We start from the raw sequence: 25234 nt of genomic DNA, 5'->3' as shown, positions 1-25234 counted from the left end.
AGCACACCACTTTATTATTCGATATCTTATAAAAATGAAAGGCTCGCTTATTCTAATTCATTTTCATTAGAATCAATCACTGAATCATTCCCTGTATTATCCACATCTTGTTCAGTTGATTCATTTTCACTAGAATCGTTATTAGTTCCATTTTCAGGATTATTGTTATCTACATCCTGATCTGCCCCTGAAGATTCTTCTTTTTCTGATTCATCAGGTTGTGAAGGAATAACCGTTTCCTTAATTGCCACATTCTTAACGATTAAGCCAGTTTCTGGAACACGGTAAAACCACATATATCTTGCTGTTGTACAATCAGCTGTTTTTACCTCTGAATTATTTATCGTGAATTTAATGTTATTAAATTTGCCAATTTCAGTTCCATCTTCGGTTGTTACTACAAAAGTACCGGTTAAGTTTTCACCGCTGCCATCAATAATCCAACGAAGTGTATAGAAACCACTTTGAGAGATTTCAATAGTTCCTTCATGTTCAAAGCCAATAGAAGCAGTGAGCGTTCCTTCTTTAGACCAAATAAAGTCAACACACAATTCCGTATAGTAATTGCCATCTTTGTCATTTATACCAACTGAGACGCCAAATGATTCTCCTACCCCATATTGTGATGGATCAACTTTGACAGTAACAGCTTCATTAATAGTTCCTCCATCTACAATTGTTGAATGTAAATCCTTAGTCATAGGGCCTGTATATCCATTATTACTATCGGACCAATTACCCTTTGCAAACAAATAGTTTCCATCTTCTTGTTTTTCAATCGTGCTGCCATCCCATGCTTCCCATTCATAAGTCTTAACTTCAGGAAGTGTTGGCTTTGTTGTACTGCCGCCGCTTGAAGATCCGCCGCCAGTTGAGCCACCAGTTGAAGGTTTGTTTTCTTTTGGTGCTTCAGTTACATCTTTACCTGTTTCTACATCTTTGATTACTGTATCCTTACCAGCTTCTACACCATCAACATTGGCTTCTACCTTGTTGACAGTTCCTTTTCCATCGATGCTTACTGGTGCGTCAGCTGTCAATGTGCCTACCGTACTGCCCTTTGATACTTCAATGGCTGTATCCTTTGCACTTTCTGTTACTACAACATTCTTAACATCGGCATTTACCTTGATTTGAGTATCTGTTTTTACTTCAAGACTTTCTACCGGCGCTTGGATATCCACACTCGCATATGTCCGTGTAGTTACTTCCTGTGCCGGGACTTCAATCACGATTTCATCTTTGGTTGTTGACTGTACTTCAATCTTCTCTACTTCCCCTTTGAAGCTCTTATCAGGTGTTACCGCTGCTGTTTCTTCCAATACGATCGTCTTAACTTCTGTTTCGCCGCTTAATACGACTTCTGTATTTCTTGTCTGTGTGCTGATGGATTCGATTTTTGAATCAGTGATCGTTAATTTCCCGGCTGTCTTGTTGTCACCAATAACAACTAATTTACCTTTTACAGTTACACCTTTTAATTCTAATGCTTTCGCTGTTGTTACATCAACATACAGGTTGCCTTCAATGACTTCACCTTCTATTGCTTCTGGATCTGTTAATACTACGGATTTTGATTCAGCTAATGGAATAGCTTTGCCATCTTCAGTCAATTCATAACCGTCTTTGACATAATCTTTTGCCATAACACCGGTACCTTTAATATAATAGCGGGCACCGTTATCTTCTACCCAAGCATCTGCCTGCATGACACCGGATTCACCCATGAAATACCAATGTTCATTGGAAGCAATCCAGCCAGTACGCATTGCACCGTTATCATCGAAAGCATACCAGCAGTCATTGTCTTTGATCCAACCCTTAGCTATACTGCCATCTTCCTTAACATAAGACCATGTGCCGTTGTTATTGACCCATTGAGCCTCTGCTGCTCTGATTGGCATTGCTGCTGAACAGAGCATTGCAGCTACGACTAAAGCAGTCATCGCTGACTTTGTTTTGTTTGATTTCATTTTAATTACCTCCCCAGGTACTTTATTGAACCAGTGTCTCATAAAGTATACCTTATGCAACAGAATTACAGAAGCAAAAACAAGTTATAAAATGTCATAATTAGGCTGAAATCTGTTTACAATATATCAAAAACAACCTATAATGAAAGAGAAATCAGGTGTCTCATAAAGTATACTTTATGAGAAAATTCACACCTTCGCACAAATGATTAATATTGTATTTTTCTAAAATAAAAAGTACCTCTTATTACTAATTTGATAAGAGGTACTTTTATCTACCATTATATGAGCAGCTTTAATTATTATCCTTCACCTTTTTTATTCTTACGCAAGATATCCTGCAGTAAATGATAGAGATAATTCACATCCAGCGGTTTTGGGATAAAGCCATTCATACCGGCTGCCATTGCCGCTTCCACATCTTCTTTAAAGGTATTGGCGGTCATGGCCACAATAGGTATAACGGCCGCGTCTTTACGCGCCAGCGAACGAATCGCGCGGGATGCCGCTAAGCCATTCATTTCCGGCATCTGGATATCCATGAGGATCAGCTGATATGTATTTGGCTCACTGCCGCTAAATTCATCAAGCGCCTGTTTGCCATTGACACAGCGATGCACCTCAGCGCCTTGAATTTCAAGCAGCTGCACAGCAATATCAGCATTTAAATCATTATCTTCAGCCAATAAAATATTTACACCAGCCAGCACATTATTATTCAAATATTCATCCGCGTTGCTGCTTTGCTCTACCTCTGCACTCAGCGGCAGGATAATGGTGAAATAGAATTCACTGCCCTCATGCGGCTGACTGCTGACCTTCAGCTCACCGCCCATCATGGCAACAATACTGCTGCTGATCGGCAAGCCTAGTCCAGTTCCCTGACTTTTAGTGAAGCTGGCGCCTACCTGTTCAAAGCTTTCAAAGATTCGTTTCTGATCCTCTGAAGAAATGCCGATGCCGGTATCAGTTACCCTGAATGTAAATGCTGCTTCATTTTCAGATTGAGCGTCTTCACTGACACTCAGCGTCACAGAACCGCCTAATGGTGTAAACTTAAAGGCATTAGAAAGCAGATTTGTTAATACTTGCCGCAAGCGGAGAACATCACCAGTGAGATTGTTATGAACGACATCTTGTTTTAAAACATACGTTAAGCCCAAACGCTGAGCTTCAGTTTCCATCATTGTATTGATTTCACTTAACATGCGCTTTAAAGAGAAAGTTTCCTTTTCAAGTGTCAGCTTGCCGCTGTTAATCCGGCTCATATCGAGAATATCATTAATCAGATCCAGCATGTAATGTGAAGAGGCCCTCAGCTTTTCCAGATTGCGCTTCACATCATCCGGTACACCTTCCATCATATTAGTAAGATCAGTAAGCCCAAGCACCGCGTTCATCGGTGTACGAAGCTCATGGCTCATATGAGACAGGAATTCTCCCTTCGCTTTGCTTTCAGCTTCCGCCTGTTCTAAGCTGCTCTGCATCAGCGCCGCCCGCGTCCGTGCCCGGTTTACACCTAAAACTGCCGCTACCAGCACTAACAGAAATAATGAAAGCACCGCGATAAAGGTCATCGGATTGGCATAAATAATTTCCGTTAAAGACATTTGCGTATTACCGATAGAAATCATGTTTTGATCCAGAATCAACGATTTATCCTTTTCTGAAATACTGTTGATAGCTTTATTGATAATTGAAAGCAGATCAATATCAGCCGGCCGTTTCAGCGCAAAATTAAGATTGCTGCGATCATTCACTAAAGTCACCGGCACCACATTCGTAAAATGATTTCTTTGAATATCCTGTTCCAGACGCACCGCTAAACCATAGACAAAATCCGCACTGCCATTATTTACGGCCTTAAGTGCCTCCGTGATGGTTGGATAAGTCTGAACCTTGGCAGCAGTAATATCTGAAGGCAGTGACTGCCCTTCCACAATCGCACAAATTAAATCATTATCAGGGTAGGTAGAAGCCTTATTGCGCACCACGATGCTGTTCATATTTACATAGGGTGATGTCAAAGCCAGACCCGTATCAATGGACTCAGCTTCAGTGCCTAAGTAAAAGCCTAGCATATCAGCATTCCCCTGCTGAACCAGCTCAACCGCCTCAATATAAGTATCAGTATATACAAAATTAAATGTTAAACCTGTAAAATCAGCTATTTTCTCAAGAATATCAGGAATGATACCATTGTGAAGATCATCTTCCGATTCAAGACAGATCAGCGGATGAAACTTCCTCGGCAAAGCAACATTAACAGGTTCACGGTTTTGAATGTAGCTGCGTTCCTGCTCATTCAGTACAATATCAATCGATGATACAGTTGGAAAATGCTCTAAATAACAATTCTCACTAAAATTAGGATCAGAATCCAAAATTTTTGCCATTGCCATATTCAAGCCATCAAGAACTTCCTGATCACCCACTTGGGTTACGATATAAAACGGCTGTGAATCAAAAGCAGCCACAGTACGGAAACCATCCGGATCTTCAAAGCCATTGCCAAGCAGCAGATCAACCTCACCGCTTGCTAAATATGGATATAAATTACCGTCAATTGAAAGCTCCTCATAGCTGTATGCATGGAGTTCACATTCCAGATCATTGATTGTGAGAAACTCCTTCAATCGGCGGATATTTTCGGCTGCCCGCTCATATACACCAATCGTCTTGCCATTTAAACTGCGCAGATCAAAGCCATTGATTTGCTTGTCATCATAACGTGCAATAAGCACTGATTTGCTGTATCCTATATTAAAATCAGGATAAGCAAAATATTTCTCAAATCCCGGTGAATAATAAGTACCGCCCATTAAATCATATTTGCCTTCTAAGAATTCATCAACCATGTAATCGCCGTCAGTATCAATATATTCATATTCCCAGCCGGTATATTTGGCAATCTCATTCAGATAATCAACAACCAACCCCTGACGGCTGCCGTCTTCCGCGATTTCCGTAATCCCTTTTACCGGTGAAAAAGCAACCTTCAGCACCCTTGGCTGAGCCGCCGTTGGTACTGCATTGAATAATATAACTACGGTTACTGTCAGAAGTACAGCAATACCCCGTTTAATACGAATCCATTTGCCCATAGCGGTGTACACTCCTTTGGAAAAGACATCCAGCCACTGCAGATTCCTTTTTTTGACATTTAGCAGCCGCTTTTATCTATAATATAAATGATTAACCCCCATGTGTCAAGGTTTGCACAAGCTGCGCCAATGCTGAAAAAGTATGAATTATCCGCTGAAATAAAGATAATAAGACAAAACAAAAAAAGAGCTCATCATTGCTGATGAACTCTTTCAATAATCAATTTATTTAGCGTAAGCTGCCGCGTTTGCACCCGCAATACGTCCGAATACAACGATATCAGCAACTGCGTTGCCGCCTAAACGGTTGCCGCCGTGAACACCGCCAGTTACTTCACCAGCAGCGAATAAACCAGGAATGACATTGCCGTCTTTATCCAATACTTCTGCAGATGTGTCAATCTTCACACCACCCATAGTATGGTGAATACCAGGAGCAATCATAACTGCATAATAAGGTGCAGTATCAAGGTGATATTTAACTTCCGCTAAATCATCACGGCCAAATTCTGCATCTGTCTGCGCAGCGATATCAGCTGCCCAAGCATCCATAGTTTCCTGAAGCACAGCCGCGTCAACATTCATAACTTTAGCCAGATCCTCAATCGTATCAGCTTTAGTCATATAGCCTTTATTTACATAGCCCTGAATAACTGTAGAATCCTGATACATCGCATCATCAACGATCAGCCATGCAGTTGAACCAGGCTGAGCAATAACATTTGCTGATACAACATCACGAGTAAGAATTTCATTAGTGAAACGCTTGCCTTCATTGTTAATCAAAATTGCACCGTCACCGCGTAAGCTTTCGGTAATTAATGCACCGTTAGACTGTACAACGGTTGGGTGAATCTGAATTTGATCCATATCAACAAAATCAGCACCTGCTGCTTCCAGCATCTTGATGCCGTCACCGGTAATTGTCGGTGCATTCGTTGTTACATAACCTTTTAATTCAGGCTTATATTCAACAACCATATCTAAGTTGCCGCCGAAACCGCCAGTTGTAATGATCACTGATTTCGCGTTTACTGTCAGATTAGCAGTTTTAGATTCAGCTTTAACACCGACAGCCTGACCATCTTTCATGATGATTTCAGTTGCTTCTGTTTCAAGCATGATTTCTACGCCCTTATCCGCGCATGCTTTTTCCATAATTGGTACTAAATAGCTGCCTACAGATAAGATTTTACCATTTTCATCTAATGGACGATGAGAACGGCTCACACTGGCACCGCCAGCCTTACCAACGTCATTTAAGTGAGCGCCGATTGAATCCAGCCAGTCAATCGCTGAAGCTGAATTTTCAGCTAATGTACGAACTAATTCTTCATTATTCAAATTATGTCCGCCTGTCATTGTATCTTCTACAAATAGGTCCACTGAATCCTCAATACCAGCTTCCTTCTGATATTTTGTTTCAGCAGCGTTCATACCGCCGGTTGCTCTTGAAGTATTACCGCCAACCATCGGCGCTTTTTCAATAAGCAATACCTTTTTGCCTTCTTCAGCAGCTGTGATAGCCGCACTCATACCAGCACCGCCGGCACCAACGATAACAACGTCAACATCCATTGTTTTATCTTCTTTTTCTACTGGGCCGCTGACAACTGGCTTCAGGCTGGCAACATCAACACCCGCTGCCTCCAATGCCATTGTAACAGCCGCTTTAATCGCTTCTGAGCTTACCGTTGCGCCAGAAACAGAATCAACGTCTACTGACTGAGCGTCAACGATAGCCTGCGGCAATGTTTCAACCGCCTTGCTGCCGATACCTTCAGTTTCACTGTTTTCAGTAACCGTTACGGAATCGATCGCTTCATCGCTTAAAACAACCTCAACTTTTAAATCACCGCCAAAACCAGCAGCACTGCCTTCATAAGTACCAGCTTTGAAAGTAGCTCCATCACCAGTACCGCCGCCTGTTGAGCAGCCAGCAATAAGCATTGCTGAAACAGCTAAAGCGGCAAGTTTTTTGAACTTCATGTTCTATACCTCCCTATGTTAAAAATGTTTATCCACTTTTTAACAATCTCATTATATATAACCCTTCTTTAAATTTCAACTGCTTTTGATATATAAAATTGATATCCTGCCATAAATCAAAACAATACCAGATTTTAATAGAATAATGCCGTAAACATCACTGTCTACGGCATTCGTTCATTTGTTAACTATTGTCAGCTAACCGCGAACATGCGGCTACAAACCGTTCAACCTCAGCGGTAGTTTTAAAGCGGGCTAATACGACTACATCACCCATTGCCTCTGCCAGCACGGACGGCAGACGCCGGATATCCAAAACCGCTTCCTTAAATTCATCGCGGATATCCTGCAGCGAATATTGATAGCTTAAACAATCCTTGCGGCCCATAAAGACAGCTGAATATGGCCGCTCACTAGTCATGGATGTCTGATTGGTGACAATCATATCTGCCCATAGCTGATAGATATTAAAATCATTGGCATAATTAATCAGATCCAGCAAGAAACCACCCGGCGGACGCATGTTTACCTCCAAGCCTAAAACATCGCCCTGATTGCCAACCCCCGGCTGATCCTCACTTAACACAAAAAATTCAAAATGAAAGAAACGGCTGCGGGTATTAAAAGCGGCAACCGTTTTACGGCCAGCCTGCTTCAGCTCATCAGGCAGCGAAAGCCGTGAGTAACAGCCAATTCCCTGATGCTCATTCACCGCATCCATAATAGAAGCGGTATAGACATGAGAGGTCTCAAAAAGGATCTCTCCCCGCTCATTGACAATACCATCATAGGAAGTCACATCTCCCTTGATAAATTCCTCAAAAATCATCGCTTCATTAAAACCGGCAGCCACTAGGCTTCTCAGCTCATCCATCGAATTAATCTTATGCGTATTCCCGGCGCCTACACCAATATTGGGTTTCGCAATCAATGGGAAGCCTACCTGATTCGCAAAGGCCTCCAACTCTTCCAGATTCTCAGACAAACACCAGCGGGCAGTTTTCACACCCGCCTTCGCGTAATATTCCTTCATCCGCGACTTGCACTGATAGCCGTCAATGGCTTCCAGCTGTATGCCGGTTTGAATATTAAACTCCCGGCGCAGACGGGCATCCTGACGCAGCCAATATTCATTATTTGATTCAAGCCAATCAATCTTTCCATAACGATAAGTGAAATAACCGATAGCTTTTATCATCTCATCATAATTAGACAATGAGTCAACCCGATAGTATTCATTTAGGTTCTGTTTCAATTCTTCACTCAATGTTTCATACGGCGCGTCTCCGATACCGCACACATTGACCCCTAACCTTTTTAAGCCCTGACAAAACAGCCAGTAATTATCTGGAAAATTAGGAGAAATAAATACAAAATTCATGATTAATGCCTCCTTTGATGCAAATACAAATAATTCATGAAGCATGGGATTTCCTTTTCCCAGCTGGCTTCATTATGTTCACCCTCTACTTTAAGATTCAAATAAACCTGGCCTGGATGGATGTTTGCGATATTGATTAAAGCAGCGCTGTATTGGGCAAGGGATTGTTTAGAACGGCATTCTTTAGCACCCCAGCTGATATAAATCCTGGTATCATCCTGCAGCGTTTTGTTTACTTCTCGATCAAGGGCATCATTCATGCCAAAGATATGCGGAGAAACAGCGGCTGACAAAGCAAATACATCATTGTGATGCAGCACCGTATACAAAGCCATCAAGCCGCCCATTGAACTGCCGCCGACAGCTGTGTGCGCACGATCCGGCAAAGTTGGCAGCTCCTGATCAATCAATGGTTTTAATTCCTCACAGACCCATTTCATAAGCTGTTTGCCTTTACCCTTGATTCTGCTTTTCCGATAAGTGAAATCATAAGGTGAAAATTCTGAAAGCCGCTCATTGCCTTCATGATTGCATTCAATACCGACAATGATTAAATTCATTTTATTTTCATCCAGCCACTCCTTCAATCCCCAGCTTTTGCCATAGGTTGCTTCCTCATCATCAAACAGATTATGACCGTCAAACATATACATTACCGGATAACGCTTTTTACTGCGAAAAGCACCATCAGGCACATAGATATGCAGCATGCGGTTCAGATTAAAGGGGGTTATCAGCACTTCTTTCTTAATGATCATACACATTCCTCCAGCCATTTTATTTTAATTATTATAGCACGTTCAACCTCAATCAAAAGAAAAAATCCACTTTTAATAGCGGATTTCCCATCGATCATAATTTTCTTTATAATTATTCAGCACATATTCAATCCAGCGCTGATAAGTTTCTCCCTTGCAATACTGCTGCCATAAAGCATATGCCGGATCTGCCAGCATCGCATCCCGCACTTGATAGATTTCACCCTGCGCATAGGCCAGATAAAATTGTTCCATAAAAGTCTGCATCGCTTGAATATCCAGATCATCAAGCTGCTTAGAAGCAAGTGCTGTGCTGCCCATGCCGGCCGCTTTCGCCGCGCACAAATCGTATGAATACGTTTTAAAATTCAATAGCTTTTCATCTTGGCTTGCCTGCTTCACCGCCCACGCGGAAACATCAAGCTCTTTGCCTTCATAAGTAATTGTACGATCGGTACTAAAATCTAAAACGCCATAAATGTTAGGATAGTTTAAAAGCATATCACTGACAATTTCAGTGATTTCAGCATGCCCTAATGTCTTAGTCTGAATACTGCGGCCATGACGATGCCCGCTCAGATAAAGCGGTACGCCATAACGCAGCAGCAAATTAGCCAGCTCATCTGCCTTATCAATCATAAAGCTATTTTCAGTTCCCTGCATAGAATGACGCAGCAGATTATGATGAGAGATTCCCAATACATAAGCATTTGCCTGTTCAGCTTCTTTCAGCACCTTCTCGACCCACATTAAAGTATTATCACTTAAGTGTCCATAAGCCATTTGTTCCTCATTGGTATCCAAGGCCAAAAGCCAGCAGTCATCATTGATTTTAACAGCGTAGCTCAAGGAATCACGATCTCTTGAAAAAGCCTGATTAAAACCAAAGTCAGCATATATTTTTTCAAAATCAGCCGCTGAAGACTGCTGAAGATCATGATTGCCGGGCACAACATAAACATCAACACCCGCTGCCTTGATACGTGCCAGTTTTGCCGCCATCCGCTCATGATCGGCATAAGCGCCGACATTGCTTAAATCGCCAAGCAATATTAAAGCCTCAGGCTGATTTTCAATCGCTGTTTCACATAAGGCATCAGCAATCTCATCATTATAGACCATCTGGCCGACAATTGAGGCACTGACAGAACTCAGCTCCTTTTGATAATGCAGATCACTGGCAATCATCAGCTTAAGCTCATGCGCGGGCGCGGCGCTTTCGACAGCATTAATACTCCCGCAGCCGCATAATATACATAACAAACCAAGACATAACTTTTTCATACGATCCCTCTTTGGCATAAGCATACCATAGACCACATATTTTAGGTGCTGTTTTGCCCAGCATAATCTTTACGGTAAAGAAAAAGAAGCATTGCTGCTTCTTTAGTGCTTATTCTGCTTTCATACTCCGGATTGGATGCCGGATAACGGTTTTCAGCTTATCTGAAACACACTTACGCGGATCACTGAGATAGATCTCATGATGCCAGCGTGTTTCATTAATATCAGTACAATAGCCATTAGCCTCAAGGTACGCGTTCATTTTCGCTAAGGTTGCCGGTTCATCATCATAGGAACCCAAATGCATGCATTGCACACAGAGTCCTTCCTCATAAACCTTATAAAATAATTTACTGACATCAAGCTTGGGTTTCTTTGCATGAAGCATTTCGACAGCCTGATCAAATGCCTGTGCATCGATAAATTCAGGCAGACGGATCATCGAAACCCAGACAAACTGTTGTTTATCGATAGCATCATTCAATTCACCGCCATTCTCCCATAAGCCCTCCAGCGGCGGCACGACATAATCAAAATAACCGGCAAATAAGTGATCTGAGCGCTTGCTCATCTTAATCGTATACAAAAGACCATAAAGCAATTCTAAGGCATCTTTATAAGCCTTGGATGTATTAGGATCACCAGAGCCCTTCACCGCCGCATAAGCGATAGGCGGCAATGTAATAAGCGAAGGCTCGGTTTTAGGCAGATAAATGTCTTTACAGCTTTTCTTATAATCGACAATCATTTCAAAGCCCATCGCTTCAAGGTTGGAAAATATGCCTTCATTGAAGCTCTTGCCTGTTCTTCTGTTATAGTTGGATCAGCCTCAACACAGAATGGCACACATTGTTCAATCATCTCATCCATTGTGCACTGAGTAGTGAATTCACCATCCGCATAACAATACTCACAATAATCTTCACTCAATGTCCCATCCTTTTCCTTACCATAATTAGCGCCTTCCATCGGCATACCGCAGCATTGACAAAATTTCATTTTCATATCCTCACTTTCTTTCATGCCCTTATTATAAGTGATGACTGTGACACCCCTGTGTCATATTTTATTTTTTTGTTTTACTTTGATAAAGCTTTTCAATGCGCCGAATCAGCAGCGTATATCCGCGCAGGATAAAAGGAATCGCCGCCAGCAGCACGGCCAGCAAAATAAAGGATGTTAATCGCATCGGTGTTTCAATGATGTATGGCAGTGATAAAATCGACAAGCCAACAAATAAAGAGGCCATGACAGCTAAAAGGATTTTACGCATCTGACTTAACGGCAGACATGTAACCAGCAAAACCAACAAACCGCATGTGCCGGCGCTGACCATACAGATATATGAGGTATGGTCACTGGGAATTCCCATGATCATGCTCGCGCACACCGCCGCGATAATAATTGTGACATTGGTTAAACCACCCGGCAGCGCCCTAAGCAGCACGGTTTCCATAAACTTTCCGCGCACGCGGCTGGTAGAAGGCTCAAACGCTAAAATGAAGGAAGGAATACCGATGGTCAGCGAACTGATCAGCGTCAGCTGAATCGGTGTAAATGGATATGGGAAAGCAAAAAACATCAGTAAGACTGCGACTAAAAAGGAATAAATATTCTTAACCAGAAATAAAGAAGCAGAGCGCTGAATGTTATTGATAACCCTTCTTCCCTCTTCCAGAATCTTCGGCATTACCGTAAAATCAGAATCAAGCAAAACAAGCTGAGCCGCATGGGATGCCGCTTCACTGCCGCTGGCCATCGCAACCGAACAATCGGCTTCCTTCATGGCTAAAATATCATTGACGCCATCACCAGTCATCGCTACTGTATGTCCATTCTGCTTCAACGTCTGAATCAGCAGTTTTTTCTGTTTCGGAGAAACACGGCCGAATACAACGGTATCCTCAGCCGCCTGAATCAAGGCTTCATCATCAAGTTTAGAAGCATCTGCCATCCGATGCGCATCTTTAATACCGGCACGGCTGGCAATCTGCCTTACGGCAATCGGATTATCACCGGAGATTACCTTTAAGGTAACACCCTGCTGTTCAAAATAACTTAATGTCTCATTAGCATGATCACGAATCTTATCTGAGAAAAGCAGAAAGGCCAAAGGCTCATTCTCCTTCGCAAGCAGTAAAACCCGCTGTCCTTCTTCAAGATAACGATTGATTTCAGCTGTATAATTTGAAGCCAGTGAAGGAATTACATATTCAAAAGCTCCCAGTACAAAACGTCCATGCTCTTCAAAAGTCAGTGAGCTTAATTTGCGCTGTGAAGAAAAGGGCTGTTCATCAATCTTAACCCAGTCACTGGTATCATGCTTAAAAAATTCTTTGATAGCCTGCGCGGTCGCGTTATTATCCGAGGTATTGTGCGCCATGGCATTTAATATTTCTAAAATCTGCTTCTCTGGATGATGATCCAAAGCGATAATTTTTTCTAACAATAAACTGCCTTCTGTAATCGTACCCGTTTTATCAAGACAAAGCACATCAACCCGTGCCAGTGTTTCTATGCAGTACAGCTCATGAACCACAGTCTGACGTTTCGCCAAGCGCAGAATTGAAAGAGCCAGCGCCACACTGGTCAGCAGCACCAAGCCTTCGGGAATCATTCCAATCAGTGCCGCTACAACTGAAACCGCGGATTGCGAAAAGTCCTGATGCAGCAGCCAAGTCTGCTTAAGAAACATCAGTACGCCAATTGGAATAATCGCGATACCAATTCCCTTAACAAGCTTTCTCAGCGATGTCATCATCTCTGACTGAACGACTTTACTTTTACTGGCTTCTTTAATTAACCGTGATGCATAGGCATCAGCGCCGACACGAATCAAACGGGCACTACATTGACCGCTGATCACAAAACTGCCGCTCAAAAGCTCATCGCCGGCCTTTTTAACCAGCGCGTCTGCCTCACCAGTCAGCAAGCTTTCATTTACTTCAAGCTGTCCCTCCACAATTTGGGCATCCGCATAAATCTGATTTCCTGCCTCAAACACCACCAGATCATCAAGCACCAGCGCATGCGCATTGATTTCCTGTAATTCACCATCACGGATCACATGGGCCTTAGGCGCTGAAACGAGCCGCAGGGCATCTAAGGTTTTCTTGGCTCGAATTTCCTGAATAATACCAATGGATGTGTTAATGACAACCACAAACATAAACAGCATATTATGAAAAGACCTGGCAGCAATTAATATCAAGGCCAGTATACAAAAGATCAGATTAAAATATGTAAAGATATTATCCTTGCAGATATCCTTGATCGTTTTTGATTCCGGACGGATTTCCACATTGACCTTATTTTCATTTTCCCGCTGTGTAACTTCAGCCGCTGATAAACCTGTGAATCTAAATTTCTCTGTGTTCATTCAAATCCCTGCGCTTTCTATTTTTATTATAGCCCATTTTATAGCTTGCAAATGTTAAGAATTTCAAAAGATTTGTTTAAAAAAAAAAGTAATGCTGTTGCTTAATAATAAAAAAGCGTGATGTAAATCAACGCTTTTCATTTTACAGCTTCTCACCATTCGAGGCAATCACCTGCTTATACCACTCAAAACTTTTTTTCTTAGAGCGAGCCAGTGTGCCATGCCCTTCATCATCACGGTCAACATAGATAAAGCCATATCGTTTTTTCATTTCACCTGTGCCGGCAGAGATTAAATCGATGCAGCCCCAAGGCGTATAACCCATCAGCTCAACACCATCTTCATCAACAGCTTTTATCATCTCTTTAATATGCTCTCTTAAATATTCAATGCGGTAATCATCACAAATAGAACCATCGGCTTCAATTCGATCCATTGCGCCTAGGCCATTTTCCACAATAAACAACGGCAGCTGATAACGGTCATAGAGGTTGTTTAAGGTTAAGCGCAAGCCAACAGGATCGATCTGCCAGCCCCATTCACTGGCTTTCAGATATGGATTTTTAATTCCTTTCAGCATATTGCCGCCGCTCACTTGTTTATTCAAATCCGCTGACGCGACCATGCTCATATAATAACTGAAGCCAATATAATCGACCTTACCCTCACGAAGAATCGCATCATCTTCAGGTTCAGCAGCTAATTTGACACCCAATGCCTGCTGCATCTTCTTAGCCTTAGAGCTGTAATATCCACGCACCTGAACATCGCTGTAATAATACTGCATATCCATTGCCTGCATCTGTTTCAGCGCGTCAAGCGGATTGCATGTTTCCGCGTAAGTCTGCGGATAAAGCATCATCATGCCGATTTTAAAATCCGGATTGATTGCATGTCCCAGCTTGACGGCTTTTGCTGAAGCCACAAACATATGATGGGCAGCCTGCAGTGTTACTTGATGGAAGTTTTCATCAGTGCCAATACGAATACCAGCCGGTATTGCAGGATGCAAAGAGATGCAGTTAATTTCATTAAAGGTCATCCAATATTTTACTTTATCTTTATAACGATTAAAAATCGCTTCACAGAAACGCGTATAGAAATCAATCATTGAACGGCTGCGCCAAGAGCCGTATTTTTTCACCAAGCCATAGGGTGTTTCATAATGGCTGATTGTAACTACTGGTTCAATGCCATATTTCAGACATTCATCAAAAACCCGGTCATAGAACTGCAGTCCCAGCTCATTCGGTTCTTTTTCATCGCCTTGCGGAAAAATGCGCGTCCAGGCAATCGAAGTTCTGAAGCATTTGAATCCCATTTCCGCAAACATGGCGATATCTTCTTGATAATGATGATAGAAATCAATGCCCTCATGGTTGGGATAATAAACACCCTCCTGAATGCCGTCAGTGTAGATTCTTTCCTTATCCACAGCCCCGGCGCTCATGCAGTCCGCTGTACTGATTCCCTTGCCATCAACATTCCAAGCACCTTCAAGCTGATTGGCGGCTACTGCGCCGCCCCATAAAAAGTTTTCCGGTAATCGGCTCATCTTACATGTTCCCTTTCATTTTCTTATATACATCGATAAACTCTTGAGCTAAAATGCCAAAAGCTTCCGCGCTCATCAGCTGATCCTCAGCATGCATCAGCAATAAAGCAAATTCAGTTTTTTCACCATTCGCCTCATTTTGAATCAGCTGAGCATGCGCGTGATGTCCCTGAACAAAAAGCTCCTGTCCTTCCTCCAACAGCTTTGCCGCCTCATCAAAACGCTCTGCCTTGGCTGCCTGAATAGCTTCAATATACATTGAGCGGGCAGTGCCGACCGCGCTGATAATTTGAAAACTGATTAATTCAATACCTTCCATTTCAATCACCCAGCACTTCTTTGACCCGGCGGATCACCTTGGCACCGTCCATCGCGCCATAAGCAGCCATATCAATAGCTTCTACCGGACAGTTAGGACACTGTTCCTTTACCTTAGCCAGATTAAAACGAACCTGCGGCCCCAGTAAAACAATATCCGCCTCAGCGCCGTATTGCTTTGCTTCCGATACGGCATGAGCATCGATCTCACAGTCATACCCTTCACTTTCCGCATATTTTTTCATCTTTGTTACCAGCATGCTGGTACTCATACCGGCCGCGCATAATAATACGATTTTTCTCATTTTATTGTCCTCTAAATTAAGTTTCTTTCTCTTAAAAATGCTTCCATCTGTTTCAATGTATCCTCGTAACAGAATTTATTATCATTCTTGTCATAATTAAAAAAGCCATGCTCTTCGCCCTGATACAGCACCAAATGACAGTCATTGCCTGATTCCAATGCTTTTTGATGAAACAGAATCACACCCAAATAAGCGATTGGATCATTGCTGCCCTGCAGAATCAATGTTGGCGGAATTACGGCATCATCCAGCTTATGATAAGCTGAAAAATGCTGCGGATAAAGCTTGAATTCTTCACCCCATGCCTGCTTATAGGTTTCAACCTTATTTAACCCTGCCGCTTCCCCGTTGATCTGAACCATGATTTCCTTAGGCGAAATCTTCTTGATGTTTTGTTCACCAAAAAATAAGACCGGATTAAACAATACCTGAGCACATGGGATTGATGAATTTAATGAACACCAGCAGGCTAATGTGCCGCCGGCTGAACCGCCGCAGACAACGATTTTATGTCGGTCAATGCCTAATTGTTCCGCCTTCTCAGCCACCTCATTCAATACAGCCTGCGCGTCAGCAAAACAAACAGCTAAGCCATCACCTTCGTTTGCCAAATGATAATCAGCAAGAATACAAATGACACCCAAATTTCTAAAATATTCAGCCTGGCGTTTAAAATGCTTCAAATTGCGCTTTACAAAGCCGCCGCCAAAGTAAAAGATTATACAAGGCCGCAAATCACTGACAGACCCATCGTCAGGCTTAAGCATTTCCATAGTCAACATGCCCAGCTCACTTTGAACATTAATCGCTGTCATTTTGTCTGCCCCGCTTTTTTATAAGCTTTTATTTTTTCCATATCCATCTCAACCATGGCATCATCAACAAGTTTCTGTGAACGGCTGTATGCCCTCAGTTTTTTCACTAACTCATGAATGATTGGCTGATATTCTGGATCATTGATTCGATTAACCTGTTCCATAGGATCTTTAAGACGATCTATGAAACAAATATCCTCATCCGCTTCACTGACAAATTCACCATCCATCATGCTGTTCATGTCCAGCCGAAAGCGGGTTGTACGAATGCAGACACGCTGCGGCCAGCCATGATTCATTGACCATGCTCCCTAATTTTTATTTGGAAATGCTTTGCTGGTGCGTTTGCCGTAGCCAACCATTGAATAAACTTCTTCCTGTGTCTTTTCAAAGAGATTGATACCCATAAAAGACTTAGGCACCGCGATACCATTCATCGCCAGCAGGGTAGGTCCCAAATCAAGATTACTGCAGATATCATGACGGCGTTCTTTACAATTATTATTGCTGATCAGCAGCGGAATCCGATGACAGGAAGGCTGGAATGTCTGCTTCGCCAAGGCACCGTTTTCACCGCGGTTTGCGCCATGATCGGCGGTAAATACAAGCATCGTATCATCCATCAGATGATGATCCTTTAACGCCTGCATAATTCTGCCGACCTGTTCATCAATCCACAGCACCATCGCATAGTAATACTTACGCATCCGTTTGACATCTTGAGCGCTCATCCGTTGAATGTCACAGATTTCACCAAAACGCTTTTCAAATTCACTGGTTGAATAATACGTCAGTGAATCATCAAACTCAATGTCGTTTAGACGTTGGACATACTTTTCAGGTACAACGATAGGTGTATGCGGCTGCAGGTAGCTGAAACGGACAAAGAAGGGCTGACGCTGGTTAAGCATCCATTCGATGCCGTGATCCGTAACCTGCTCTGGCCAAAATCTTTTATCAGCCGGATAATCAGCCGCTAACACAGACTGAAACTGACCGGGCAGCTTCATAATCTGACTTGCTTCTTCCTTAATATTGATTCCCAGATTCATTTCACCGCCCATTTCATCATTCACATCAAAAACAGGTGTCTGCACCGCGGGAATATGTGTCTTGCCAAAACTGGCTGTGCAATAGCCCGCATCCTTTAAAACCTGAGGAAATGTGATAAAATCATGATCCAGCTTAAAGGCAGGCATTGCCGCCTCATTATGATAAACACCGGTTTGTGTTGGCGGCAGGCTGGTTAAGGTTGAATAACGGGAAGGCACACAGACCGGAGAGGCACAGTAGCATTCATCAAACATGACGCTGTGGGCGGCCAATTCATCGATGTTTTCCGTCTTAATGCCATAAGGGCTGCCGTAACAGCTTAACGCATCACAGCGCAGCTCATCGCAGTATATCATCACAATATTTTTCATCAGCATTTCCCCCGCACCGGCTTTAATTTATTATAAACACGTTCCTGAAACTGCCAGGAAGTCACAAGCGGATTCATCACCTTGAAAGTCTTATTCACCGTATGCACATGCAGCGTCCACAAACTGGTTTCAACACGGACAATATCGGCTATCGGCACCAATTCTTCTCTGATTTGAATCGCCTGCTCACCAATCAGAATGACCCGTTTGCTTTCAAAATAAAGCACGATTAAATCAAGCAAAGCAATCAGGCTGATAAAGATGCTGCCTGCCTTAAGTGAAGAAAACAAACACGCTGCCGTAATCGCTCCTACGCTGCCAATCTCAATAATGCTGATAAAATCAGCACTGAAATGCAGTGTCGGCTCCTTTTTGCGGTTGTGTGACAGATTGGTGATAAAATGAAACAGCAGATAAATAATTGCGCCTTTTAGTATCAAGAGTATCATCCAGCTCATAAGCATCCTCCTTTTCAGACCTTTAGTTTATGCGGACTGCTCCTCATTCACCAACAGTTCATGATCATATTTTTTAAGCCATGGAATAAAAATCAATACATTAACGACTAATAATACAACATATAGAATGACAGCCCTAAAATCCATTGTACTTAAGAAGGCTTTGAAAATCGCCGGTACTGTATATGGGATATTCACAAAGGAACGATTGATTAAACCCGCTGAAGTTGCCAGATAAGGAACCGCTGCATCTAAGGCGAAACAAAGCAGATAAGGCACCAAAATCTTAAAATTCATAACAATTGGCAGACCGAAAGTAATCGGCTCACCGATATTAAATAACGCCGGTGCAATGGCTACTTTAGAAATAGCTTTCAGCTGTTTTGATTTGCAGACAATCAGCATTGCGATGACAATCGCTAAAACACCCATAACTGTCCATGTCTGGACAAACATCTGCGTGAAGATATACAGCATTGCTTCATTATTCACAAAAGCTGTCGCGTTTTCAATTAAGGTTACAGATAAAATCGGTGTCATCACCGCGCCGGCAATATTGCCGCCATGCAGACCGAAGAACCAAAGCAGACGCACGATAACCGAATATAATACAACCGCTAATAAGGAATCACTGGCAACAAACAACGGCGCAAACAGTGAATTAATAACCGCCGGCAATAAAGCACCGCCGCTGAGTGCGCCCACAATTAACCGCACCGCAACTACAGCCGCAATAACCACAATATTTACGATCAGCGCGTTTAACGGCTCCGCGACAAAAGGCGGCACTGCTTCCGGCAGATTGATTTTAAAACCATGCTTCATCAGCCAGCAGCTCAATTCCACAACAAAGTAACCAACTAGCAGCGCTGTAACCAAGCCCTTAGCGCCAAGGAAGCCAATGGCCATATTGCCTTCAACTAAATTAGCGGAAAGAATCAGGAAAGAAGCGCAGCTGATTACCACCATATTCGTCGGTCTGACATCATTCATATTGGAAACAACAACTGCCATACCGATCAGTGCATATAAGCCGACAAATTCAAGCGTTACCTGATACCCTAAACCAAGCCATGAAGCATTGGCCGCTGACCAAGCCCGCCAAGCGTCAATAAAGACATTGCTGACATCGGCAGGAAACGGCGGATTCATCATGATCATGAAAATAGAACCGACAACCGTAGCGCCTAAACCAGCTGTTACGGCTGCCTGCATGGCTCTGACAAACTTAAACTGTGCAAATTTTGTAACTGCAGGTATAACCTTATTATTTAGAAAGTCACTCATATATTTCTCCCTTTACTTTAATCCAAGACGGATATATTGAGCTTCATCAGCTTCTGATTCTGCCAGCCCTTTTTTCAGCAGTTCAATCATATGCTGTTCCAGCTCTTCATTTTTAATTGGATGACATTGATTATAATCATTTTTAATATCAAACAGCAGATTTCCATAAACATAAGAATTCACAAAAGTACCGCCCGGCAGCTTCAGCACCGGCAGATCGTCTAAAAACTTAAATCCCTTATACAATTCCGCTTGTGATAAACACCGCTTCGGCAGAAAACCGCGCATGCTGGTCGGCATCAGCGTATACATATACAATGGCTGATTCACTTCATTGCTGGCACGCATATACAAGGTATCTTTAGTTATCACATTCACATGACCGCCATAAGTTCCATATAAGCCAGCCTCACGGATTTCACATTGTGAGGACAAGGCGTTAATCAATGATTTCCCCTGCATGCTTGCTGGGATTTCACAGCCAAAATAATCTAACAGCGTAGGCGCGATATCAATCGTCTGCGCCAATAAATCCGTGCGTTTAGGCGCAAGCTTTGGCACATGGAGATAAAATGGCAGATGGGCAATTTCTAAATACTGAGGCTGAACGTTTTTACCCCACCAGTTATGCTCACCCATCAGGAAGCCATGATCGGTATTGACAATCAGCATTGTATCCTGCCAGAGATCATAACGGTCAAAGGCATCAAGCACCTTGCCCAAATATTCATCACACATGGCAATTAACGCGGCATAGCGTTTCACCAGATGATCGCATTCCGCTTCAGTCTCACTGACCTGCTTATAAGCCGGCCAATCAAAATAATCACCCTTATAAGTATCCTTTACTTGATCAAGGAAACGCTGCGGTACGACAAACGGCTCATGCGGATCAAAGCTTTCAATCTGTAAAAACCAATTATCCTGATCATGATAATGATCAAGAAAGGACAGACCAGCCTGCATCGTCTTGACGCTGGACATTTCCGCCTCTTCACTTTGCTGAAGACGATTCGCATAGTTGTGATAAAGTGAATCTGATACTTTCGATGCAGCCGCCAGCTTTGGAATCTTTAATTCATCCTTATTTAAGGCCGGCATCCAGCGATCCCCTTCCTGACCTCTAAAGCCCTCCCAGGAACTGTACCGAGTCAGATAAGTAGCGCCGCCATCCTCCCAATAATGTGAATGGTCAGTGACGATATGCGTGTAGATTCCCTTCGCCTTCGTCATTTCAATTGAAGATACGTCAAAGGGTTCAATCGGGCCCCAGCCGCGGTGCAGAAAATTGTATCGTCCGGTATGCAGCTCACGGCGAGCCGGCATGCATGGCAGTGAACCACAATAAAATTGATCAAAAACCACACAATGCTCTTCAAGTCTTTTAAAATTAGGTGTCAAAACCCAGTCATTGCCATAGGTAGACAAATAACGTCTGGATAATGTATCAAACATGACAAGTACTGCTTTCATTCAATACCCCCTCTCGATTAGTTGAAACGTTTCACAATATTATAATAGCATAAATGTAAGCGTTGTCAACCATCAATTTGAAACGTTTCAACAAATAATTGACCAAATAAAAAGCTGATTAAGAATCAGCCTTGTTTTTACGTCGGTCGATAACCGTTTCCCGTTCCGCGATTTGCATATTCACCGGCATATCTGAAAGTGCTTGAATCTGCTTCTGAACATCCGCCCCTTCAATCAGCGCAACCAATGCGTCGATAATCATTGGAAAGGCATCACTGGAATAATTTGAACCTACGGAGGTCAGCTTCGGTGATACATATTCAGCCAAGGGTGAATTGTTGCTGCCAAGAATTGAAACATCCTCAGGAATGTTAATCTGATGCTTTTTCAGACATTCCATACCGCCGATCGCGATTTCATCATTGCTGTATATGATTGCATCCAGTTCACTGATATGCGGAATGATCTTCTCAGTAATCCGATAACCATCCATGCGATCACTGCCATTCGCATCAAAAATCAGCGTTTCATCAATCGGCAGACCATGATCGCGCAAACCAGCTAAATAGCCTTTAAATTTACGCTGAGTACCTAATGAATAAGGGGAGCCTTTCACAAACGCAATGTGCTGATGACCTTTTTCAATCAAATAGTTAACCCCCTCAGACTGCACATCATTGGGCTTTTGAAAGCTGTATACATGCTCTGAGCAGATTTTGCGGCCTAAGATAAAGATCGGAAATGACTCCGAGGCATTTTCAATAATAAACTCTTCTGAGATTGTCGATGTATAAACAATCACCGCATCTGCGCGCCGTTCCTTGATGTAACGCTTTGCCGTCTCATCATGTCCTTCAAAGGTTGTAGCAATCAAAAAATCATAACCGTGACGGGCAACCTCCCGCTGAATCCGGTTAATCGTTTCCGCAAAGAAAGTACGCGCCGGATCATTAACAACCAATAAAATCAGATTGGTTTTACCCTTCTGCAAATCAACCGCCGCGGTATTCTTCACATATTTTAACTCTTTAGCTTTTTTCAGCACTAATTCTCTAGTTGCCTTAGAAATGCGGGGATTCCCATTCAATGCCATTGACACGGTTGAAACCCCCAGATTCAATTCACGCGAAATATCCTTTATAGTAGCCACTTCAATCCCTCTTTTTTTCTTATTATAACAGATTTATGATAAAACTCAAAAAAGCATTGACGATAGGGTCAATGCTCATTTATTAACACGCTGGGTCAAGCTGTTCCCTGATGGGCTGATTCATTTTATTGATCAGCTTCCTAAAGGAAATCGTAAACATCGTAACAGTGACGGAAACAGCAATGAAATCAGCGATTGGTTCAGCCATAAAGACAGCCATGGTCTGATCGCTCATAAACATCGGCAGCACAAAAATTAATGGAATCAGCAGCAATACCTTACGAAGCAGTGCCAAAAAGATTGAAGCCTTGGCATTGCCTAAGGCAATAAATGTCTGCTGACAGGCAATCTGCGCGCCAAACATTAGCGATACCGCCATATAAACCCGCATCGCTTTTTCACTGAATACCATCAGCTGCGCGTCATTGGTAAAGATACCGATAAATACCTGCGGCAAGAAGATTGCGATTGCCCAAAGCGCCGTAGAATAAACAAGACAGCTGACCAGCAAAAGCTTAAATGCCTTTTTCACACGATCCGCGTTGCCAGCCCCGTAGTTAAAGCTGATAATCGGCTGCGCACCCTGAGTCAGACCTTGCAGCGGCAGCATTGAAAACTGCATGACACTGGTTAAGATTGTCATCGCGCCGACCGCAATATCACCGCCATATTTTAATAAAGACGTATTAAAGCAGACGGAAATAACACTCTCAGTAAACTGCATGATAAATGGTGATAAGCCAAGGGCGAGACATGGCAGTACAACCCGTGCAGATAATTTAAAATACTTAGGCTTGATTCTTAGAAAGCTCTTTTCTGAGAAAAGGAATTTTAACACCCAGATTGAAGAAACCGCCTGTGAGAGAATGGTCGCCCATGCGGCACCGGCAACTCCCATATCAAAAACAAAGATGAAAATCGGGTCTAAAATAATGTTGCAGCAAGCACCGATCAATACTGTCATCATACTTGTTTTCGCATAACCCTGTGAAGTGATAAATGCGTTTAAGCCCAAAGAAATCTGTACAAATAAAGTACCCAATGTGTAAATGCGCATATAATCCCAAGCAAAGCCGATGGTCGTATCACTGGCGCCAAACAGCATTAGAATTGATTTTCCATACAGCATAAATACAATGGTTAAAATCAATGCTAAGGCAAAAAGCAGAATTGTACAGTTGCCAAGAATCTGTTCCGCGTGTTCCTTATCATTTTTACCCATCATAATGGATGAGCGCGGCGCACCGCCCATACTGACTAAAGCCGCAAAAGCCGAAATAGCCATGATGACCGGCATCGTTACCCCAACGCCGGTCAATGCGCTGGCACCAACATTAGGAATATGACCGATATACATCCTATCAACCATATTATACATAACATTGATCAGCTGCGCGACAATGGCCGGCAGAGACAGCTTAAACAGCAGCTTCCCGACACTCTCGCTGCCTAGATTTGCTTCATTTTTCATCCTCTATCATCCTTACTTTCCTTAAATAGTTTACTAATGAACATTATTTATAGTAGCTTCTCAGCTACCTTTTGTCAAGGCAGAGCTTTTTATCACAAATATTATTTCGCATCCAGCTTGACACACATGACAGGAATGGTTATACTAAAATTAAATAAAGATTAGCCTTAGCTAACTAATTGGAGGTGAACCAATGTCTGGATTAGGTATAATTATCATCATTAGTTTAATGATGATTGGTTTAAATAGATTAAAAGAATGGATACGGCGTCACACGAATAGCTGCTTTCCCATCTAATAATAAACATCATGAGTAAACCTCATGATGTTTATTAATTATCATTTAATTAAGGGATAGGAGTTAATAGTTTCAGGAAGCTTAGGGTAAGCTGGGGGCTTGCTTCCTGATAAAATGAAATCGATTCTTTATTATAATTACTAGTTTACCATCATCTCCTTTCAATCCGCATCGGATGTTTATCTTTAATGATAACTGCATTATAGATGCTGATTGTGAACATTTGCTGAACAATGGGTGAAAGCTTTCTGATTTATATGAGCATTCAAATTGACGCATTCCCTTTGATACTCTATAATGAACATTGTTCATATTAACGAAAGGGGTTCATTATGAAAAAATCTAAAAATTTATTAATTAATACAGCTTTCACCTATGCGCTGCTGGCAATGGCTGGCGGTGTATTCTATCGCGAGTTTACTAAATTCAATGCTTTCAGCGGTGTAACAGCCTTAGGTGTCGTACACACTCACCTGTTTCTGTTAGGTATGGTTTTCTTCCTGCTGGCAGCATTATTTCAAATGAATGTGAATTTACTCGGACATAAAAATTTCAAGAAATTCTATCTGATTTACAATCTAGGTGTTGCAATCATGGTAATTATGCTGATCGTGCGCGGTGTTACGCAAGTTCAAGGTATCGCATTAAGCCGCGGTTTTGATGCCGCAATCTCCGGCATTGCGGGTATTGGACACATCTTAGTCGGCATCGGTATGATTTTATATTTCCTGATGCTGAAAAAGCTGACGGCTGAAAAACAATAAAACCTTGCATTATAGAGTATTTTGAAATACAATAAAGGCAAGAAAGAT

The 25234-nt window shown here is 42.4% G+C and carries 21 protein-coding genes; 1 reads left to right on the top strand and 20 read right to left on the bottom strand.

Annotated features, from left to right (window positions below; all coding sequences use genetic code 11):
• Nucleotides 1-47: 47 nt before the first annotated feature.
• From DWZ33_RS16000 to DWZ33_RS15905, 20 genes are all read right to left on the bottom strand, one after another.
• Nucleotides 48-1973 carry an N-acetylmuramoyl-L-alanine amidase family protein gene (locus tag DWZ33_RS16000; protein WP_182425783.1) on the bottom strand — a complete coding sequence of 642 codons (1926 nt, stop codon included), beginning with the start codon at nt 1971-1973 and terminating at the stop codon, nt 48-50.
• A 302-nt stretch (nt 1974-2275) separates the two neighbouring features.
• Nucleotides 2276-5077 (bottom strand): ATP-binding protein, encoded by a 2802-nt coding sequence (locus DWZ33_RS15995; RefSeq protein WP_118455857.1) that lies wholly within the window; start codon nt 5075-5077, stop codon nt 2276-2278.
• Between the two features lie 225 nt (nt 5078-5302).
• Nucleotides 5303-7066: a flavocytochrome c gene (locus DWZ33_RS15990; protein ID WP_022936454.1), complete on the bottom strand. Its 1764-nt coding sequence runs from the start codon at nt 7064-7066 to the stop codon at nt 5303-5305.
• A gap of 184 nt (nt 7067-7250) precedes the next feature.
• Nucleotides 7251-8447 (bottom strand): ATP-grasp domain-containing protein, encoded by a 1197-nt coding sequence (locus DWZ33_RS15985; RefSeq protein ID WP_118455883.1) that lies wholly within the window; start codon nt 8445-8447, stop codon nt 7251-7253.
• A gap of 2 nt (nt 8448-8449) precedes the next feature.
• Nucleotides 8450-9205 (bottom strand): alpha/beta hydrolase, encoded by a 756-nt coding sequence (locus DWZ33_RS15980; RefSeq protein ID WP_022936452.1) that lies wholly within the window; start codon nt 9203-9205, stop codon nt 8450-8452.
• A gap of 72 nt (nt 9206-9277) precedes the next feature.
• The gene (locus tag DWZ33_RS15975) at nt 9278-10489 is read right to left on the bottom strand and encodes a metallophosphoesterase (RefSeq protein ID WP_182425781.1); all 1212 of its coding nucleotides are present in this window, start codon (nt 10487-10489) and stop codon (nt 9278-9280) included.
• Nucleotides 10490-10598: 109 nt separating this feature from the next.
• Complete coding sequence (locus tag DWZ33_RS15970; RefSeq protein ID WP_118455881.1) at nt 10599-11237, bottom strand: GyrI-like domain-containing protein; 639 nt, start codon at nt 11235-11237, stop codon at nt 10599-10601.
• On the bottom strand, nt 11234-11488 hold the full coding sequence (locus tag DWZ33_RS15965) for a zinc ribbon domain-containing protein (RefSeq protein WP_022936449.1): 255 nt from the start codon (nt 11486-11488) through the stop codon (nt 11234-11236). The genes DWZ33_RS15970 and DWZ33_RS15965 overlap by 4 nt, the downstream gene beginning before the upstream one ends.
• 67 nt (nt 11489-11555) lie before the next feature.
• Nucleotides 11556-13868, bottom strand: a complete 2313-nt coding sequence (locus DWZ33_RS15960) for an HAD-IC family P-type ATPase (protein ID WP_118455853.1) — start codon at nt 13866-13868, stop codon at nt 11556-11558.
• Between the two features lie 142 nt (nt 13869-14010).
• Nucleotides 14011-15423, bottom strand: a complete 1413-nt coding sequence (locus tag DWZ33_RS15955; protein ID WP_118455851.1) for a 6-phospho-beta-glucosidase — start codon at nt 15421-15423, stop codon at nt 14011-14013.
• A gap of 1 nt (nt 15424) precedes the next feature.
• Nucleotides 15425-15742, bottom strand: coding sequence for a PTS sugar transporter subunit IIA (locus DWZ33_RS15950; protein WP_118455849.1), 318 nt, complete (start codon nt 15740-15742; stop codon nt 15425-15427).
• A 1-nt stretch (nt 15743) separates the two neighbouring features.
• Nucleotides 15744-16046 carry a PTS sugar transporter subunit IIB gene (locus DWZ33_RS15945; protein WP_118455847.1) on the bottom strand — a complete coding sequence of 101 codons (303 nt, stop codon included), beginning with the start codon at nt 16044-16046 and terminating at the stop codon, nt 15744-15746.
• Between the two features lie 11 nt (nt 16047-16057).
• Nucleotides 16058-16861 carry an alpha/beta hydrolase gene (locus DWZ33_RS15940; protein ID WP_118455845.1) on the bottom strand — a complete coding sequence of 268 codons (804 nt, stop codon included), beginning with the start codon at nt 16859-16861 and terminating at the stop codon, nt 16058-16060.
• Nucleotides 16858-17160: a hypothetical protein gene (locus tag DWZ33_RS15935; protein ID WP_118455843.1), complete on the bottom strand. Its 303-nt coding sequence runs from the start codon at nt 17158-17160 to the stop codon at nt 16858-16860. The genes DWZ33_RS15940 and DWZ33_RS15935 overlap by 4 nt, the downstream gene beginning before the upstream one ends.
• Nucleotides 17161-17172: 12 nt before the next feature.
• Nucleotides 17173-18285, bottom strand: coding sequence for a sulfatase-like hydrolase/transferase (locus DWZ33_RS15930; RefSeq protein ID WP_182425780.1), 1113 nt, complete (start codon nt 18283-18285; stop codon nt 17173-17175).
• On the bottom strand, nt 18285-18743 hold the full coding sequence (locus tag DWZ33_RS15925; protein ID WP_118455839.1) for a hypothetical protein: 459 nt from the start codon (nt 18741-18743) through the stop codon (nt 18285-18287). The genes DWZ33_RS15930 and DWZ33_RS15925 overlap by 1 nt, the downstream gene beginning before the upstream one ends.
• Before the next feature lie 27 nt (nt 18744-18770).
• Complete coding sequence (locus tag DWZ33_RS15920) at nt 18771-20030, bottom strand: PTS sugar transporter subunit IIC (protein WP_118455837.1); 1260 nt, start codon at nt 20028-20030, stop codon at nt 18771-18773.
• 12 nt (nt 20031-20042) lie between these two features.
• Nucleotides 20043-21503 (bottom strand): sulfatase, encoded by a 1461-nt coding sequence (locus tag DWZ33_RS15915; protein WP_118455835.1) that lies wholly within the window; start codon nt 21501-21503, stop codon nt 20043-20045.
• Nucleotides 21504-21621: 118 nt separating this feature from the next.
• Nucleotides 21622-22653, bottom strand: a complete 1032-nt coding sequence (locus DWZ33_RS15910) for a LacI family DNA-binding transcriptional regulator (protein WP_118455833.1) — start codon at nt 22651-22653, stop codon at nt 21622-21624.
• A gap of 82 nt (nt 22654-22735) precedes the next feature.
• Entirely contained in the window at nt 22736-24124 is a 1389-nt protein-coding gene (locus tag DWZ33_RS15905) for an MATE family efflux transporter (RefSeq protein WP_118455831.1), read from the bottom strand.
• A gap of 630 nt (nt 24125-24754) precedes the next feature.
• On the opposite strand from DWZ33_RS15905, the gene DWZ33_RS15900 reads away from it, so the two are divergent.
• On the top strand, nt 24755-25186 hold the full coding sequence (locus DWZ33_RS15900) for a DUF2871 domain-containing protein (protein ID WP_022936437.1): 432 nt from the start codon (nt 24755-24757) through the stop codon (nt 25184-25186).
• The last annotated feature ends 48 nt before the right edge of the window (nt 25187-25234 follow it).

The sequence above is a fragment of the Dielma fastidiosa genome (assembly GCF_003475485.1).
GTDB lineage: Bacteria > Bacillota_I > Bacilli_A > Erysipelotrichales > Erysipelotrichaceae > Dielma > Dielma fastidiosa.
The sequence above is the reverse complement of the archived record's forward strand: the minus strand, read 5'-3'. Positions and strand labels throughout refer to the sequence as shown.

Excerpts from the sequence above, each read along its gene's own strand:
- DWZ33_RS15945 (WP_118455847.1), bottom strand. The coding sequence starts at position 16,046 with ATGAGAAAAATCGTATTATTATGCGCGGCCGGTATGAGTACCAGCATG.
- DWZ33_RS15975 (WP_182425781.1), bottom strand. The coding sequence starts at position 10,489 with ATGAAAAAGTTATGTCTTGGTTTGTTATGTATATTATGCGGCTGCGGG.
- DWZ33_RS15985 (WP_118455883.1), bottom strand. The coding sequence starts at position 8,447 with ATGAATTTTGTATTTATTTCTCCTAATTTTCCAGATAATTACTGGCTG.
- DWZ33_RS15905 (WP_118455831.1), bottom strand. The coding sequence starts at position 24,124 with ATGAAAAATGAAGCAAATCTAGGCAGCGAGAGTGTCGGGAAGCTGCTG.
- DWZ33_RS15960 (WP_118455853.1), bottom strand. The coding sequence starts at position 13,868 with ATGAACACAGAGAAATTTAGATTCACAGGTTTATCAGCGGCTGAAGTT.
- DWZ33_RS15935 (WP_118455843.1), bottom strand. The coding sequence starts at position 17,160 with ATGAATCATGGCTGGCCGCAGCGTGTCTGCATTCGTACAACCCGCTTT.
- DWZ33_RS15930 (WP_182425780.1), bottom strand. The coding sequence starts at position 18,285 with ATGAAAAATATTGTGATGATATACTGCGATGAGCTGCGCTGTGATGCG.
- DWZ33_RS16000 (WP_182425783.1), bottom strand. The coding sequence starts at position 1,973 with ATGAAATCAAACAAAACAAAGTCAGCGATGACTGCTTTAGTCGTAGCT.
- DWZ33_RS15925 (WP_118455839.1), bottom strand. The coding sequence starts at position 18,743 with ATGAGCTGGATGATACTCTTGATACTAAAAGGCGCAATTATTTATCTG.
- DWZ33_RS15990 (WP_022936454.1), bottom strand. The coding sequence starts at position 7,066 with ATGAAGTTCAAAAAACTTGCCGCTTTAGCTGTTTCAGCAATGCTTATT.
- DWZ33_RS15920 (WP_118455837.1), bottom strand. The coding sequence starts at position 20,030 with ATGAGTGACTTTCTAAATAATAAGGTTATACCTGCAGTTACAAAATTT.
- DWZ33_RS15915 (WP_118455835.1), bottom strand. The coding sequence starts at position 21,503 with ATGAAAGCAGTACTTGTCATGTTTGATACATTATCCAGACGTTATTTG.
- DWZ33_RS15995 (WP_118455857.1), bottom strand. The coding sequence starts at position 5,077 with ATGGGCAAATGGATTCGTATTAAACGGGGTATTGCTGTACTTCTGACA.
- DWZ33_RS15980 (WP_022936452.1), bottom strand. The coding sequence starts at position 9,205 with ATGATCATTAAGAAAGAAGTGCTGATAACCCCCTTTAATCTGAACCGC.
- DWZ33_RS15955 (WP_118455851.1), bottom strand. The coding sequence starts at position 15,423 with ATGAGCCGATTACCGGAAAACTTTTTATGGGGCGGCGCAGTAGCCGCC.
- DWZ33_RS15900 (WP_022936437.1), top strand. The coding sequence starts at position 24,755 with ATGAAAAAATCTAAAAATTTATTAATTAATACAGCTTTCACCTATGCG.
- DWZ33_RS15940 (WP_118455845.1), bottom strand. The coding sequence starts at position 16,861 with ATGACAGCGATTAATGTTCAAAGTGAGCTGGGCATGTTGACTATGGAA.
- DWZ33_RS15970 (WP_118455881.1), bottom strand. The coding sequence starts at position 11,237 with ATGATTGTCGATTATAAGAAAAGCTGTAAAGACATTTATCTGCCTAAA.
- DWZ33_RS15965 (WP_022936449.1), bottom strand. The coding sequence starts at position 11,488 with ATGAAATTTTGTCAATGCTGCGGTATGCCGATGGAAGGCGCTAATTAT.
- DWZ33_RS15950 (WP_118455849.1), bottom strand. The coding sequence starts at position 15,742 with ATGGAAGGTATTGAATTAATCAGTTTTCAAATTATCAGCGCGGTCGGC.